This window comes from Spirosoma daeguense, assembly GCF_054776875.1.
Genome location: NZ_BAAHBF010000005.1, coordinates 162,624 through 179,502 on the forward strand (window position 1 = coordinate 162,624; position 16,879 = coordinate 179,502).

Annotated in this window: 13 protein-coding genes; 7 read left to right on the forward strand and 6 right to left on the reverse strand. The window is 47.5% G+C overall.

The genetic code is table 11. The annotated features are described in order from the left end of the window. Positions 1 to 210 precede the first annotated feature (210 nt). Positions 211 to 2,736 (forward strand): DUF5686 family protein, encoded by a 2,526-nt coding sequence (locus tag ACYVD4_RS17085; RefSeq protein ID WP_460947841.1) that lies wholly within the window; start codon positions 211 to 213, stop codon positions 2,734 to 2,736. A gap of 214 nt (positions 2,737 to 2,950) precedes the next feature. Here the strand turns inward: ACYVD4_RS17085 and ACYVD4_RS17090 are convergent, their stop codons facing one another. From ACYVD4_RS17090 to pgmB, 3 genes are all read right to left on the reverse strand, one after another. Then, positions 2,951 to 4,162: an MFS transporter gene (locus ACYVD4_RS17090; RefSeq protein WP_460947843.1), complete on the reverse strand. Its 1,212-nt coding sequence runs from the start codon at positions 4,160 to 4,162 to the stop codon at positions 2,951 to 2,953. A gap of 26 nt (positions 4,163 to 4,188) precedes the next feature. Further along, positions 4,189 to 4,845, reverse strand: coding sequence for a FadR/GntR family transcriptional regulator (locus ACYVD4_RS17095; RefSeq protein WP_460947845.1), 657 nt, complete (start codon positions 4,843 to 4,845; stop codon positions 4,189 to 4,191). Positions 4,846 to 4,953: 108 nt separating this feature from the next. After that, positions 4,954 to 5,610, reverse strand: a complete 657-nt coding sequence (gene pgmB, locus ACYVD4_RS17100; RefSeq protein ID WP_460947847.1) for a beta-phosphoglucomutase — start codon at positions 5,608 to 5,610, stop codon at positions 4,954 to 4,956. A gap of 140 nt (positions 5,611 to 5,750) precedes the next feature. Between pgmB and creD the strand changes: the two genes are divergently transcribed. Next, a complete protein-coding gene (gene creD / locus ACYVD4_RS17105; RefSeq protein WP_460947849.1) occupies positions 5,751 to 7,127 on the forward strand; it encodes a cell envelope integrity protein CreD in 1,377 nt (458 codons plus the stop codon). A gap of 89 nt (positions 7,128 to 7,216) precedes the next feature. Here the strand turns inward: creD and ACYVD4_RS17110 are convergent, their stop codons facing one another. Next, the gene (locus tag ACYVD4_RS17110) at positions 7,217 to 7,627 is read right to left on the reverse strand and encodes a hypothetical protein (protein ID WP_460947851.1); all 411 of its coding nucleotides are present in this window, start codon (positions 7,625 to 7,627) and stop codon (positions 7,217 to 7,219) included. Between the two features lie 88 nt (positions 7,628 to 7,715). Beyond that, positions 7,716 to 9,599 (reverse strand): glycoside hydrolase family 13 protein, encoded by a 1,884-nt coding sequence (locus ACYVD4_RS17115; protein ID WP_460947853.1) that lies wholly within the window; start codon positions 9,597 to 9,599, stop codon positions 7,716 to 7,718. 188 nt (positions 9,600 to 9,787) lie between these two features. On the opposite strand from ACYVD4_RS17115, the gene ACYVD4_RS17120 reads away from it, so the two are divergent. Together ACYVD4_RS17120 and ACYVD4_RS17125 are read left to right on the forward strand one after the other, a co-directional pair. After that, a complete protein-coding gene (locus ACYVD4_RS17120; protein WP_460947855.1) occupies positions 9,788 to 11,512 on the forward strand; it encodes an alpha-amylase family protein in 1,725 nt (574 codons plus the stop codon). 62 nt (positions 11,513 to 11,574) lie between these two features. Then, the gene (locus ACYVD4_RS17125) at positions 11,575 to 12,447 is read left to right on the forward strand and encodes an N-acetylmuramoyl-L-alanine amidase-like domain-containing protein (RefSeq protein WP_460947857.1); all 873 of its coding nucleotides are present in this window, start codon (positions 11,575 to 11,577) and stop codon (positions 12,445 to 12,447) included. A gap of 60 nt (positions 12,448 to 12,507) precedes the next feature. On the opposite strand, the gene ACYVD4_RS17130 is transcribed toward ACYVD4_RS17125, so the two are convergent. Continuing rightward, positions 12,508 to 13,383 carry a helix-turn-helix transcriptional regulator gene (locus ACYVD4_RS17130; protein WP_460947859.1) on the reverse strand — a complete coding sequence of 292 codons (876 nt, stop codon included), beginning with the start codon at positions 13,381 to 13,383 and terminating at the stop codon, positions 12,508 to 12,510. A 148-nt stretch (positions 13,384 to 13,531) separates the two neighbouring features. Here ACYVD4_RS17130 and ACYVD4_RS17135 point away from each other — a divergent pair, with 148 nt between their 5' ends. The 3 genes from ACYVD4_RS17135 (at position 13,532) to ACYVD4_RS17145 (ending at position 16,878) form a co-directional block, all read left to right on the forward strand. Beyond that, on the forward strand, positions 13,532 to 14,437 hold the full coding sequence (locus ACYVD4_RS17135) for a dihydrodipicolinate synthase family protein (protein WP_460947861.1): 906 nt from the start codon (positions 13,532 to 13,534) through the stop codon (positions 14,435 to 14,437). 73 nt (positions 14,438 to 14,510) lie between these two features. Next, on the forward strand, positions 14,511 to 15,515 hold the full coding sequence (locus ACYVD4_RS17140; RefSeq protein WP_460947863.1) for a 4-hydroxyproline epimerase: 1,005 nt from the start codon (positions 14,511 to 14,513) through the stop codon (positions 15,513 to 15,515). 115 nt (positions 15,516 to 15,630) lie between these two features. Next, on the forward strand, positions 15,631 to 16,878 hold the full coding sequence (locus ACYVD4_RS17145) for an NAD(P)/FAD-dependent oxidoreductase (protein WP_460947866.1): 1,248 nt from the start codon (positions 15,631 to 15,633) through the stop codon (positions 16,876 to 16,878). Position 16,879: the final 1 nt, after the last annotated feature.

Sequence of the window (16,879 nt, forward strand, 5' to 3'; positions counted from 1 at the left end):
GTCAGTTGTCGCCATTTTTTGCAACGAACCCCCTCACTACTACGTATTGATTTATAACGATGACTCACTACGTGTTTCATCGCCTAACTACATTGATTTATAGTACTCTTAAATCAATAATCTGCATTTTTTCAGGTTTCTTTCCATTTAGTAAACTCTATTGACTACTTAAAGGTTAGCAACTTAATACGACCTGATACCACCATTTGAATGAAGCGAACACTACCCCTTGTGATTGGTCTGTTGTTGATTGTCTGGGCTCCTCTGGCTTGGGCTCAAAACAACTATATCATTAGCGGTCGGGTAACAGATGCCGCTACAGGTGAAGGCATTCCGTTTGCCAGCATAGCCCTAAAAGGCAAAACTTCGGGCACTACGTCTGATGTCGACGGACGCTATTCGCTCCGCCTGACCAGCTTGTCAGATTCCCTGCTTATACTCAGTTTAGGGTACCAAGCAGGCGCCTATGCAATTGCACAAAAATCCACCCAAACAATTGATGCCCAACTGGTAGCGGCTGCCACAAAGCTAGCCGAAGTAAAAGTATATGCTAAAGGGGGCGACCCGGCCTATCGGGTTATTCGGGAAGTAGTCCGTCGACGTGATCAGTTTAATCCGGCCCAACTATCGGGTTATCAATACGAAAATTATAGTAAGATTGAGGGCTACATAAACAGCTTCACCCACGAACGTAAAAACAAACGACGCGAGGGACTTATTAATCGTTTTCTGGGTAAACTTCCGGCAATAACCGATGCAAATGGTCAACCGGCTGTACCCGTATTTATCTCCGAAACATCGTCCAACTTTTATGCACGTACCAACCCGGAACTGGTTAAAGAACACATTCTAAAATCGCGGGTAGCGGGAGTTGGCGTTAGTGATGGCGGGCTAATTTCGCAGTTTACGGGCGCTTCGTTTCAGCAGTACAATTTCTATCGCAACTCGCTCCTGATTCTTCGGAAAGATATTCCTTCGCCAGTCGGTAGCCAGTGGGAAACGGTTTATAACTTCCGGCTTAAGGATACGGTTTTGGTCAATAATGCCGTTTGCTACGAAATCGAATGTACGCCCAAACGTACAAGCGACCTTGCGTTTACCGGAACTGTCTGGATCGATACGTTACAAAGTGCGTTGGCTCAGGTGGATGTGCTGGTCGACAGGCGGGCCAATATCAATTTTGTTGACGCTTTACACATTGAGCAAAGCTGGGAAACTCTGCCTTCTGGCATGCGGTTTCCGACCCAAACCGAGATCACGATTGATACGTATCAGCCGCTTCCCAACTCACCAGGCGCATTGATACGTTTCTTTTCAGCCGCCAGCAACATTGTCGCAAACCAGCCACAGGAGGTTAGTTTTTACAATCCATCCGTCGAAATTGCCGATAATTTTAAAGATACTGACGCTACGTTCTGGCAACATGCACGACCTGCTTCTCTTGACCCCAGCGAATTGCGGGCCATACAGGTAGTTGATTCGGTGCGCAATGTACCATTGGTAAAATTTGCTGGCGAAATTATTAAACTTGGCATACTGGGCTATGTTCCGCTGGGCAAATCGAACGTTGAACTGGGGCCAATTCTGAATACGTATGCAAGCAATAATATTGAAGGCTATCGGTTTCGGCTTGGGCTACGTACCAATGCAGGTTTCAGTCGAAAGTGGCAACTCAATGGCTATCTCGCATACGGCACCAAAGATAAGGAACTGAAATATGGCGCTACGGTTGAGTACATTTTAAGCCGCAAACCCTGGACCGTTGTCGGTATTCGACATAGTTACGACCTTGAGCGCGTGGGTGTTTCGACCGATAATATTGGCAACAACTCGCTGTTTGCAGCTTATTCCCGTTTCGGCAATATCCGACGACCTTATTTTCAGGAAGAAAATATGGTGTATTTTCGGCGCGAAATGAAAGGGGGAATTACGCAGACATTGGCGTTACGTAGCCGCAGTTTCGACCCACTGTTTGCGTTTGCGTTTCAGCCACAGGCTAACGACCCCGATCAGACCATTCGGGGTACGTATCAGACTTCGGAGTTAATAGCCGAAACCCGATATGCTCCCGACGACGTTATTCTTCAAAATGACAATATTCGGGTAAGTACGGGAGCAACCCGCAAACCCATTTATACGCTACGTTACGCACTAGGCTTTCGGAATGTGTTTGATGGTGATTTTACGTATCACCGAATTAATTTCAGCGTACGACATTCATTTCGGGTTGGTGTACTGGGACGAACGTATTACAACGTTGGTGTTGGTATTATTCCATCTACTGTTCCTTATCCGTTACTGTACATGCCATTGGGTAATGAGTCGTCGTTTTACGTCGGAAACGCTTACAACCTGATGAATTATTTCGAGTTCGTCTGCGACCGCTGGGCTACTGTGCAGTTCGAGCATAATTTTGGTGGCCTGTTGTTCAACCGGGTACCTTTGCTACGTCGGCTCAAATGGCGCGAAATCGTTACAGCTAAAGTGCTGGCAGGCAGTGTTTCTTCCAATAATATGGCGATGATTCCGACCTACGATGCAAAAGGACAGGCTGTAGAAGGGTTCAGTTCCCTCAATCACACGCCTTATATTGAAGTAGGCTACGGTATCACTAACATTTTAAAAGTGTTACGTGTTGATGCCATTCATCGGCTTACCTATCGCGACAATATCGGGCGTACTGGTATTCCTGTTACGCCCTTTGCCATCAAAGTATCGGGCTGGTTATCGCTTTAATTTCTGACTATCTCACCACGTATCACCTTCGTATTGAGTAGTGAAATTGTCTCAGACAGCATCTTGCTGTCAAATAACCGAATGGTCTGGTTAGCTGTTATTGCAGGTCAGACAGCAAGATGCTGTCTGAGATAATTTCACCACTCAGTTTATGTATTGATTAGCCGTTTTGGCAACTAATACGTAGTAGCTTATTTTATTTTCACTTTATCTCCTACTTTTTCGCATCGAGATTGGGTAAAAAAGCTGTTAGAATTCCCAGCAAGGGTAAGAACGCGCATACCTCAAACACATATGTAATGCTGGTATAATCAGCCAATTTACCCAGTAAAGCCGACCCAAGTCCGCCCATTCCGAACGCAAATCCGAAAAATAAGCCAGCAATCATACCCACTTTTCCGGGAACCAGTTCCTGTGCATACACAATGATTGCCGAAAATGCCGACGAAATAAGCAACCCTGTACAGATCGAGAGAATTGTTGTCCAGAACAGGTTGGCATGTGGCATTAACAGGGTGAAGGGAGCCGCGCCAAGAATAGATATCCAGATAATGTATTTTCGTCCAAACCGATCACCCAACGGACCACCGGCCAACGTGCCGACAGCAATAGCAGCCAGAAAGATAAACAGGTGAATCTGAGCACTTTTTACGCCCAATTGAAATTTATCCATCAGGTAAAACGTGAAATAACTCGTCATCCCTGCGAGATAGAAATACTTGGAAAAAATCAGCACAAGCAGAATAAATAGTGACAGCAGAATCCGGCGCTGGCTCAATCCTGATGAAGCCGACTCAACTACTTTATTCACTTTTGGCAAGGCAACTAGTTTGTACCAGTGTCCAATCCGAGTTAGCAGAATAATACCAATAATAGCCGCTACGCCAAACCACATCACGCTACGTTGCCCATACGGAACAACCAGCAATGCAGCCAAAAGCGGTCCTAAAGCGCTCCCGGCATTTCCGCCCAACTGAAAAATAGATTGAGCCAGTCCACGCTTCCCTCCCGATGCCAGATAAGCAACCCGCGATGAATCGGGGTGAAAAATGGATGAGCCAATTCCAATCAGACTTACGGAGGCCAGAATCCAGAAAAAACTAGGAGAAAGCGATAAACAGATTAAGCCCAGCAGCGAAATACCCATACCGACAGCCAGGGAGAAAGGCTTCGGATGCCGATCAGTATAAAGCCCCACAAAGGGTTGCAGGATAGATGCTGTAAGTTGATATGCCAGCGTTACCAACCCAATATCGCTGAAATCGAGGTGAAAATCTTCCTTGATGATTGGGTAAATCGCCGGAATAACCGCCTGAAGCATATCGTTCAGCAGGTGGGCAAAGCTGATGGCATACAAAACGGAATAGGCCGTTTGCTGGACAGTTTTCTGCGACTGTTCAGGTTGCATAATCACTTTGTTCATCATATCATCTGATGATTAATTATAAAAAATTAATGTCTTAAAATTTGATTTGCATAGAACAGCGTTTTCTCCTCGTCGCGCTCTTTGATACTCTGGAATAGAAATTTATGCAGATCGTTTGTTTGAATAAACGATTGCGTGTCTGGATGAATTTGTAAGAACCAGCTTTTAAGTTGCGAAGAGAAGGCCTGATACAAATCTATTAAAATAGCGTTGCCGGATGCTTTCGCGATACTAAGATGAAAGTTAATATCGGCCTGTACGCATTCTTCCAGCAAACCCGCCTGAGCTGCGTTTCCTCGCTGAATAAGAAACCCTTCAATGACAGCGAGCTGTTCCTCAGTATGATTAATCGCTGCCTTTTGCGCAATTTTGACTTCGACTAACTGACGTACTTCGTCAATATCTCTGGCTTTTGCCCGCCTTAGTCGCTGCTGTAATGTCTCATTGCCGCCTGAATATTCCTCGATAAATGTCCCTACACCCTGCTGCACACGTAGCATTCCAGAATTGGCCAGCATACGGATAGCTTCACGTATTGACGACCGCCCAACTCCAAACTGTTTCATAAGTTCAGGCTCGGTAGGTAATTTCTGGTTCGCTACGTAGTGCCCCGATTGTATATAAGCACTAATCTGATTGGCGACTTCGTCGGCTAAGGAACGTTTTTGAATTGGAATATTCATCCTATCATCTGATGATTAAGAGCAAAGGTAAATCGTTTTTTGACAACGACAATACCTCTGATATATATGAGTAAAGTTTTGGCAGTACGTAGCGGATACGCTCTGCTCTTAGCTTCCGGCCTTTTTCAGTACGTCTTCAACTGTTAGATTTTCAAGCGAGGGCGCTACCAGATCCGCCTGCGTCAATACGTCAGGTGAGCCTAATCCAACAACAAACATACCACCCCGCTTACCCGCTTCTACTCCTGCTACAGCATCCTCAAACACAATACACTCAGATGGCTCCACTTCCAGTTCGGCAGCTCCTTTGGTAAATACTTCCGGATCGGGTTTGCCTTTACTGATTTTTGTACCGTCGATAATGGCGTCAAAAGCTTCAGACATACCGATACGTTCCAGAATCAACGACGCATTCTTACTCACCGAACCCAGTGCCGTTTGCAATCCGGCCTTACGCACCTGCGAAAAGAAATTAGCAACACCCGGCAGAATATCGTCGGATGTCATGCGACTTACCAGTTCCAGATACCATTGATTTTTCCGCGAAGCCAGTTCGGCCTTTTCCTCGTCGGACAAAATCAGACCACCGTGAGCCAGAATAATATCCAGCGACTCCGTGCGACTAACGCCCTTGAGTTGCTCATTAAATTCTTCCGAAATATCAAAACCAAGTTCGTTGGCCAGCCGTTTCCAGGCCTGATAATGATAAATAGCCGTGTCGACAATAACCCCATCGAGGTCGAAAAGAAACGCTTTAATAGGCATAATATAATCAGATTGACGAATGGCAAAAGTAGCCGATTCAGCTGTTGATTGTGTCAATAAAAAAAACTTCACTCAAAAATTGTAAAATTCAATTTCACTTCACTTACTTTGCAACACAAAGTACTTTTATATCATCTATCATGGAACAACTACCTGCCTCCGGGCAACCTGCTTCTGTTATTGACCGTATTAACAACTGGATTCGCACATCTACCATGCTGAAACTGGCCGTTATCGGGTTTCTAGTACTTGTTTTACTGATTCCAACCAATATGTTGCAAGGGTTGATTCAGGAGCGGGAAGCCACACGCAACGAAGCCACGGCTGAGGTAAGTGCCAAATGGGGTGGTCAGCAAGTTATCGGCGGCCCGGTTCTGTCGGTACCGTATGACGTTACCACAAAGGACGACAAAGGTCAGATGCAAACCGTAACGTACTACGCTCATTTTCTACCCGACGATTTAGAGGTTGATGGCAACGTAACACCCGAACGGCGCAATCGGGGAATTTTTGTGGTCATGCTCTACAATACGAAGCTGACCATCAAAGGGAATTTCAGGAAACCGTTGGTGGCATCATTGGGATTGTCGGAAAGTAACATGCAGTGGAATAAGGCATTTTTATCGCTGGGCGTCAGCGATATGAAAGGAATTCGAAACGCCATTACGTTTCGGGTAAACAACCAAACATTGGAGGCTGAACCGGGCATTCCTAGTGCTGACCTGTTGCCATCGGGCGTGAGTGTTCCGATTAAACTCGATGCGGATACGTACCGGTTCGAGTCGGTTATTAATCTGAACGGCAGCACACAATTGAGTTTTCTACCGTTCGGTAAAGAAACCCGCGTAACGCTACGTTCGCCCTGGAATACGCCCAGCTTTGTTGGCTCTTATTTGCCCGACCAACGTAGCATTACGGCGCAGGGGTTTCAGGCATCGTGGAAAGTGTTGCAGTTTAACCGAAATTTCCCTCAGCAGGGCATTGGCAATTTCCTCGATAAATCCTATGCAAATGAGGCATTACCGACGTTTGGCGTCAAGCTGTTACTCCCGGTCGATGAATACCAGAAAACAATGCGGTCGGCCAAATACGGTATTCTGTTTGTGATCCTGACGTTTGTATCGTTTTTCTTCATCGAAATTCTCGACCGCCGACGTATTCACCCGATTCAATACCTATTGGTTGGCTTCGCTATCTGTTTATTCTATCTGTTGCTCCTGTCCATCTCTGAGCATATTTCGTTCGACGGCGCTTACCTGATTGGCAGCGGTATCATCCTGACACTCATTACGTTCTACGTTCGCTACGTATTCCAGAACACGCGACTTACCGTTTTATTTAGCGGGATTCTGGCGCTTTTGTACGGTTTCTTCTATTCGCTGCTTCAGTTAGAAGATTACTCGCTGCTGCTTGGCAGTTCCGGCCTGCTCCTGATTCTCGGTCTAATCATGTACCTGACTCGGCATGTGAACTGGTATCGGGGCTATTCGGTAGAGAAGGCTGACGTTGCTACGTAGTTCTGTTGAGTGATACGTTGTCTCAGGCATATAGGCCTACTTAGTTGCTAATCGCAGCCAGACAGCAGGATGCTGCCTGAGACAACGTCTTACTCTTTCACACCCATAAACTCCAGACCCTCGGGTTTATTGAGCGCGTGACGTACCATCAATACCCAGCGTTTTTGCGTGGAGTTGAGACTACGTAGTTCCTCAAAATTGTACTGCCCAATGGACTGGCCGTTTAGCTGTAAATCGTAGCTCACAGGACTGAGTTTTATGGCTTCAATACCCGTAAGCTGGTAACTACCAACACCAAACCGATCATACGTAAACTGGTATTTGTCAGCACCTAACGATTGAATTGTCAATCGCTGCGTAATGGGCATGGCACAACGTATCGGATCAATTTCCACACGGAAACGGCCCGGCAACGTACCGTCATCAGCAGTTGTGACTGACTTTTCTTTACAACCTGCCAGTGCGAGAATCAGGACAAAAAGTAACGTAGTGATTTTCATAGGGAAAGGATTTTAACAGAAGACTCTTAAAATCCATAAATAGTTGGAATGGAGTGTTACCTTACCGGCTGTCCTAAGAACTTACCGCCTACTTTCCCAACTCCAGAACCAGCGCCGTTTTGGCGGGAAGTTTCAGCAGCTTCAAATCGGTAATTGTTGCATCAGTCAGTACATCGCGGGCCGACGTAACGCCGTTCATTCGTTCGGCAAATCGGGACGTATCGAGCGAAATTTCTTTGTCGTTGGTGTTCGTCGCAATCATTACCGTTTTAGTACCATCGTAGCGAAAGTAAACATACGTACCGTCCTGCGGCAAAAACTGCATCAATTTACCGGAATGTAACACCGGATTGTCGCGTCGATACGTAGCGAGTTTCCGAACGTACTGAAACGCTTCATTTTCACGATTGCTACGTCCGGCCGCTTCAAACTTATTTTCCTTATCGCCCGGAAATCCTCCCGGAAAATCGCGACGTACTTCAGCATCGGAGGGGTCTTTAAAATTCTTCATCAGAATTTCTGTTCCGTAGTACATACTCGGTATTCCACGGGTTGTCAGCAGCCAGGCCAGCCCAATTTTGTACTTTTCAAAATCCTCACCAATCACCGATAAGTAGCGGTCGGTATCGTGGTTATCCAGAAACGTAACCAGCTTATCTGGATCGGCGTAAACGGCATCCTGCGCCAGTGCCTGATAGAAGCGATTCACCCCATCGTCCCAGCTAAATTTCTGTTTCAGCGCATCCAGCATCGACGCATAAAGCACAAAATCGAGCCCACCCGGCTGGTTAGACTTAAACGGAAAATCGATCCTGTTCCGAACGTAGTAGGCCTGATCCACTACGTTGTTTACCCACGATTCGCCAAAAATATGAATCTTCGGATATTCGTCCAGAAGTGCCTGATTACAGCGATTCATAAACGGCTGATCGTTATACATATACGTATCGACACGCCACGCATCGACACCAAAATTCTCCACACTCCAGATGGCGTGCTGAATCAGGAAATTCGCTACGTAGGGATTGTTTTGGTTGAGATCGGGCAGAAATGGTACGAACCAGCCATCGAGCATCACCCGTCGGTCGCGGTCGGCACCATGCGGATCGGTAACGGATTGATATTTATAGGACGTATTGGTGTAGCTTGGCCACTGGTGGAGCCAGTCTTTACTGGGCATATCTTTAATAAACCAGTGATTGATACCGCAGTGATTATAGACAGCATCCTGCACCACTTTCAGACCCATATCATGCGCTTTTTTCACGAAGGCTTTGTACGCATCATTACCGCCCATCCGCCGGTCAACGGCGTAGTGATCGGTAAAACCATAACCGTGATACGCTGAGCGCATTGAGCCTCCCTCGTTAGTGAGTGGTTGATTATTTTCCAGAACGGGCGTAAACCAGACCGCCGTAACACCCAGATCTTTGAGGTAATCAAGCCGTTGAGCCGCCCCTTCCAGATCACCCCCGTGTCGATAGAAGGGGTTAGCCCGGTCGGCGTTGGGGTCGGCCATATCATCGAATTTGTCGTTACGTTCGTTGCCATTGGCAAAGCGGTCAGGCATGGCCAGATAAATAAAATCCTTCGACGTAACCCCCTGCCCTTTTGGACCTTTATCGCGAGCTTTCAGTTCAAACGACTGCGTTAAGCTCTGATTCCCTCGCTTGCCGATAATTTTAAGCGTACCGGGTTTTGCCGTTGCCGCCACGGTTAAGTCGAGGAAGATATAGTTCGGATTTTCGACCGTATGCGTTTTGAGCAATTTAACGCCCGGATAGCTAATCGAGTAACTCAATGTTCCGGCATTGGGGCCATACACAAGCAGTTGTACATTCGGATTTTTCATACCGACCCACCAATTCGTCGGATTAACACGCTGAATTGTGGCCTGCTGAGCAAACAAACCATAAAAGGAATTAATCAGGAGTAGAAAACAGATAGCAGTACGTCGATTTATCAGGATCATAGGTTTTTCATAAAATAATGCAACAAGAACGTAAAATTAGCCCAATAGTTTCATCAAAAAAGGCCATAGTTTTGCGTCGAGAATTTAAAGAGCGAAAGAGTGAATGAGTGAAAGAGCGGCCATCCGTCAGGCTCAATCGCTCATTCACTCATTCACTCTTTCGCTCTTTAAAAATCAAATCTGGAACTATGTACACGTCATCTGCTGCCCCGGTAATCGACAAATTAATTATCTATCAGATTTTTACCCGCCTTTTTGGGAATCAGAATACAACCAATCGCTGGAACGGAAGCCGCGATGAAAATGGCGTCGGTAAATTCAACGATATCAACGCTGAAGCACTACAGGCCATTCGTCAGTTTGGGGCAACACATGTCTGGTTTACGGGCATTCTGGAGCATGCCACCCAGACGGATTATTCGGCCTTTGGTATTCGCCCCGATGATCCGGCAGTAGTAAAAGGACGGGCAGGTTCGCCGTATGCCGTAAAAGATTATTACGACGTTGATCCTGATCTGGCAGTTAGTGTGCCCGACCGGATGGCTGAATTTGACGCGCTGGTACATCGTTCGCACGCGCACGGGCTAAAAGTCATCATCGATTTTATACCAAACCACGTAGCACGTCAGTATCATTCTGACGTAAAACCTGCCAACGTAGTAGATTTGGGACAGAACGATGATACGTCGGTGAGCTTCTCGCCGAACAACAATTTTTATTACCTGCCGGGCGAAACCTTTGTGGCTCCCGGTGGCTCGCCGGGCAACGTATCAGCCGCTACGTTACACGAATTTCCGGCAAAAGTTACGGGAAGCGGCTCCATTACGGCCACGCCCGACCAGAACGACTGGTACGAGACGATAAAGCTCAACTACGGCATCAACCTGCACGACTGGAGTAACCACTTCGACCCAATTCCGGCTACGTGGCACCAGATGCTCGATATTCTGCTATTCTGGTCGGCGAAAGGGGTCGATGGGTTCCGCTGTGATATGGCGCACATGGTGCCGATTGCATTCTGGAATTGGGCGATTCGGCAGGTAAAACAACGGTATCCTAATCTTATTTTCATTGCCGAGATTTACGATCCGGGTCTGTATCGGTCGTTTATTTTTGAAGGTGGGTTCGATTACCTGTACGATAAAGTGGGGCTATATGATGCAGTCCGTGAGTTAATGGAAGGGCACGGTTCCTGTTATAAACTTACGCAAGTGTGGCAACGGGAATCCGGCGATTTCGCTCAACACATGCTTCGGTTTCTGGAAAACCACGACGAACAACGTATTGCATCGCGTTTTTTCGCAAACGACCCCTGGGCGGCCATACCCGGCATGACGCTTACGGCAACGATGCATACAGGACCGGTGCTTCTTTATTTTGGGCAGGAAGTGGGCGTACGGGCAGAAGGTAGTGAAGGGTTCAGTGGCGACGATGGACGTACTACCATTTTCGATTATTGGGGTTTATCCGACTGGCAGGGCTGGATTAACGAAGGACGTTTCGATGGTGCCGAACTCACAGATGAACAACGGTCGCTACGTTCCTTTTATCAGCAATTGAATCATCTGGTCAACGGGTCCGACGCAATTCAGAATGGTTATTTCTACGATTTGCAGTACGTAAACGATAATGGACAAAGTGCAGGTTATGACGCTCACCAGATTTATAGCTATCTGCGTTTCACCGACCGTCAGAAACTTTTGATCGTCTGTAATTTCTCAAATCAATATACCTACGACACAACCATCCATATTCCGTCGGGAGCGTTTGATGCCATGCAGCTCGAACCCAGCCGAGCGTACCGATTTACAGACATTTTCCTGACTGATACAGTTATAGAAAGTGTAGGATCGGCGGGGGTTCCGCTATTACTTCATCCACGTAGCGCATGGGTGCTGGAAATTAAATTGTAGTTTAGTGGTACTTTTCGTGTTTTTGGCAGTCTATAGGTTGTGCACGAGAAACCCACCAAACTATGCAAAAACTCTACACGGCACTTTTTCTGCTGCTGATACCCTCTATCCTGTGGGCACAGGATGGTGTCACGTCGCTTCAGTCATTGAGCTTGGTTGGCAGTAAAACACCTGCCGAAACAGCGGTTAGCTTCGGCAAAAAATTTCTGGGTTATCCGTATGTACCCCACACGCTCGACAACCAGCCTACCGAACAACTGGTAACAAATCTGCGCGAGTTTGACTGCACTACGTATCTCGAGACTGTACTGGCACTTACGCTGGCATGGCATGACGTAAACGATCGGCAGCGTCAGCCTGTACAGGAGCAAACGTATCGTAAATACCTGACGAAGCTTCGCTATCGTGACGGACGTATCGATGGCTATGCCAGCCGTTTGCATTATTTTTCAGACTGGCTACGCAACAACGAACGTAAAGGGCTGATTATTGACGTAACTGGCGAGTTACCGGGTAGTCTGTCCGTTGCCAAGCCCATTTCCTATATGACGTCGGCTACATATAAATACCAGCCGCTACGTGATCCGGCTATCTATAAACAGGTGGCACTTACCGAAGCTTCCTTAAGTCAGCAATCGTTTTCGTTTATTCCGACGAAAAACATCCGTCAGGCAGAAAGCCAGTTACGTGAAGGTGATATTGTAATGCTGACAGCCGCTCGTCCGGGCCTGGATATGAAACACGTCGGTATCGCCGTTCGTCAGCCTAACGGGCGGATGTATCTTATGCATGCATCGTCAGATCAGGGCGAGGTGGTTATTTCGCCCTACCCAATTACTGATTACGTACAACTGCATAAACGGCTGTCAGGCATTCGCGTGGCTCGTTTACGGTCAGGAGCAATTTTATCAGCTTCAACCATAGCACAGGATTAATCTACATAAAAGTAAAGTCACTACGGCGGACAGAATGTCCGCCGTTTTTTTAGATAGTCCTTACCGAACCAGATTTGTATAACTACGGATATACTCACTGGGTGCCATGCCCGTGATTTCCTTAAACTTACGGTTGAAGTTCGACAGATTGGTATAGCCACACGAAAAGGCAATCTGGCTAATGCTTAGTTTGGACTCCCGCAGGTAACGACAGGCATGCTCCACACGTACCTCGTTCAGCAACGTTGAAAAGGTTTTGCGGGTATGCTGACGAAAGAATCGGCAAAATGCGCCAGAAGTCAGATTGGCTACGTTGGCTACATCATCCAGCGAAATTGGCGTGTGGTAATTCTCCAGAACATAAGAAAACACCCGCTCGAGCCGCTGATGATCTTCCGGTCGTTGGGGATGCTCAAAAGCGGTAGCCGACAGTAGTTCACGGTTCGTGCTGGTCGACAGAAAATCCAGAATCGTCAATAACGAAAGCAACTGGTTAAACGGTCGTTCTGCCGATAACGTATCAAACTGCCCGGCCAGCCAATGCCCTTCTGGACAACGAAATCGAATACCATGCTGTGCTTCGCGAAGCAGTTGCTGCAAATGACGGGTTTCGGGGAGATTTAAAAGGGTTGATTCCAGATATTCGGGGCGAAACAATACCGAAACCGACGTTGAACGTTGGTCTGTATCAGGCCGAAAATAATCGGGGTCACTACGTAGTACGTGCGGCAGATTCGACCCAAGCATCAATACATCATTTCGGCCGAAGCGATCTAGTTTATCCCCCGCAATCAACGTACCGACTCCTTCCTGAATCAGGGTTAATTGAATTTCGGGGTGAAAATGTAAATGTCCGTAAAAGTGCGGAAAACTATATTTTTCAACGCGAAACGACCGCTCATCAATAGTTGGTACTTTGAATAATAAGGCCTTCATTCAATACCTTTTTGACGTATTACTTTTGCTACGTTTACAAATCTAGTGAAAATAGTACCAGTATTTACTAATTTCAGAAGAGCCATTTAGTAGAACAGCCTTTACTTTTACGGTAACATCGCAACATCAAAAACCTGTACAAACTGCTATGAATGTTTCTGTTCGTTGGGAAGGTGTTTATCCGGCACTTCTGACCCCTTTTACGGCTGATGATCAGCTCGACTTACCCCTTTTCGAGAAGAATCTGAACGCACAGCTCGACGCTGGTGTGCATGGGTTTATTATTGGTGGTTCGCTGGGCGAAGCCAGTACGTTGCTCAACACCGAAAAAATCGATTTACTCAAGTCGGGACTGGCCGTTTCGGATGGAAAAGTGCCCGTATTAATCAATATTGCGGAGCAGGCAACGAAACAGGCTATCGTTTGCGCGCAGGAAGCCGAAGCCAACGGCGCCGACGGCCTGATGCTGTTACCGCCTATGCGCTACCCAGCCGACTCCCGCGAAACCGTTACGTTCTTTAAAGCCATAGCAAAGGAAACATCATTGCCCATCATGATTTACAATAATCCATACGATTATAAAATCATGACCACCGTAGCCATGTTTGAGGAATTGGCCGAATTACCAAACATTCAGGCGGTTAAAGAATCCACCCGTGACCTGACCAACGTAACGCGAATGCGCAACGCTTTTGGCGACCGTTTTAAGCTGATGGGCGGAGTTGATACGTTGGCACTGGAAGCGTTATTGCTCGGCTGCGATGGCTGGGTTGGTGGTCTGGTCGATGCGTTCCCGCAGGAAACCGTAGCGATTTTTGATCTGGCAAAAGCCGGGCAGATCGCCGAAGCACTCGAAATTTACCGTTGGTTCATGCCTCTGCTCGAACTCGACATTCATCCTAAACTGGTACAATACATCAAACTGGCTGCTACCGCCACCGGCATCGGCTCGGAATATGTACGTGCTCCCCGTTTACCACTCATCGGCACCGAACGCGAGCAGGTTCTGAACATCATCGAAACAGCACTCGCAAAACGACCTGTATTAGTATAAAGAGCGAAAGAGTGCAGGAGTGAACGTAGTACGAATCATTCTTTTGCTCTTTCGCGCTTTCACTCTTTAAATCATGGGTGACTATCATTTTTTCTGTATCGATGCACATACCTGTGGCAATCCGGTTCGGGTAGTTACGGGCGGTAGTATTCCGTTTTTGCAGGGAGCGAATATGAGCGAAAAGCGCCAGCATTTTCTTCGTGAATATGACTGGATACGCACCGGCCTCATGTTCGAGCCACGCGGCCACGATATGATGTCGGGAAGTATTTTGTATCCACCCACCGATCCGGCTAACGATGCGGGCGTGCTGTTCATCGAAACATCGGGCTGTTTGCCGATGTGCGGTCATGGCACGATTGGTACCGTAACGGTCGCGATTGAGCAGAATCTGATTCGGCCAAAAACGCCCGGTCTGCTCAATCTGGAAGTACCCGCCGGACTGGTTCGGGCTGAATACGTGCAGGAAGGCAAAAAGGTGACGTCGGTGAAGATTACCAATATAAAATCGTATCTGGCTGCTGAAAATCTAACCGTCGAATGTCCGGATTTGGGTACACTTACTGTCGACGTAGCATATGGGGGTAACTTTTACGCCATTGTCGACCCACAAGCCAATTTTCCCGGACTGGAACATTACAAAGCCGAACAACTTGTTGCCTGGGCACGTGTAATGCGTCAGCGGATGAATGAACAATACACGTTTATTCATCCCGAAAACCCGACGATCAACGGACTTAGCCATATTCTCTGGACCGGAAAACCGCTCAAAGAAACATCAACGGCACGTAACGCTGTATTCTACGGCGACAAAGCCATCGACCGTTCGCCCTGCGGAACCGGAACATCGGCCCGAATGGCGCAACGCTACGCCAAAGGGTTGCTAAAACCGGGCGATGTGTTTGTGCACGAAAGCATTATCGGCTCTATTTTCAACGGACGTATCGAGGCCGAAACCGAACTGGCAGGCAAACCGGCTATTGTTCCGAGCATCGAAGGCTGGGCTCGAATTCACGGTTACAACCACCTCATTCTGGACGACGACGACCCCTACGTTCACGGTTTTCAGGTCATTTAATGAGTGAAAGAGCGAAAGAATGAAAGAGCGATTACTGACTATGAAGATCGCTCTTTCGTTCGCTTCGGTGACTCAATTCGCTCTTTTGCTCTTTCATTCTTTCGCTCTTTAAAATATGTCACACGTTGGTATTGTTGGCGGTGGTATTGTTGGACTTTGCTCCGCTTATTATCTGCACAAAGCTGGTCATCGGGTAACTGTTTTCGATCAGGATTTTATTGCCGATGGCTGCTCGTTTGGCAATGCCGGTATGATTGTGCCGAGCCACATTATTCCATTAGCGCAACCGGGTATGATTGCTAAGGGGTTGCGCTGGATGCTGAAATCAACTAGCCCGTTCTACGTTAGGCCCCGACTCAATGCCGACCTAATGCGCTGGGGATGGTTGTTTTACCAACATTCAACCCCCGAACATGTCGAGCGGTCGATTCCGGTGCTACGTGATCTGAGTTTACTGAGCAAAAATCTTTATCAGGATTTGGCGGCCAACGGCGATCTGACATTCGAGTGGCAGGAACGGGGTCTTTTTATGCTCTATAAAACGGCGTCGGCTGAACACGAAATGGCCGAAGAAGCCGACGTAGCAAATCGAGCGGGTATTGAAGCCCGCATTTTTAACGGACAGGAAGTACAGGAACGCGAACCCAATACGCGGGTCGATGTTCGGGGCGGCATCTGGTTTCCGGGCGATGCGCACGTTAACCCCGGCGAACTGGTGCATTCGCTGGTTGCCTATCTTCGTAAACAGGGGGTTCAGATTCTGGAAAAGCAGACGGTAACAGGTTTCGAGAAATCTGCATCACGTATTACGTCGATACGTACCGAGCAAGGCTCATTTCCTGTCGACGTAGCAGTTATTGCGGGAGGAGCCTGGTCGCCGGATATTGCGCGTTCTCTGGGAATCAACCTCTCGATGCAAGGCGGTAAAGGCTATAGTTTTATGCTACGTAACGTACCGAATAACGTGCGTATTCCAGCCATCATGCTCGAGTCCCGTGCCACGGCTACCCCGATGGACAACAATTTACGGTTCGCAGGAACGCTCGAAGTTGCCGGAACAGATATGACGGTGAACATGAATCGGGTACGTGGTATCGTTCAGTCGATCAATAACTATTATCCCGATATCAACGTCGAAATGCCTGTTGTCGATAAAGTATGGCGCGGCTTACGTCCTTGCTCGCCCGATGGTCTTCCTTACGTTGGCCAAACCAACCGTTTCGACAACGTAGTAGTGGCTACAGGTCATGGCATGATGGGCCTGAGTCTGGGGCCAGCAACTGGCAAACTTGTCAGCGAGTTAGTGGATCATAACGTAGTGAGTATGGACATTTCTGCTTTCAGTCCAGACCGTTTTGCGTAAA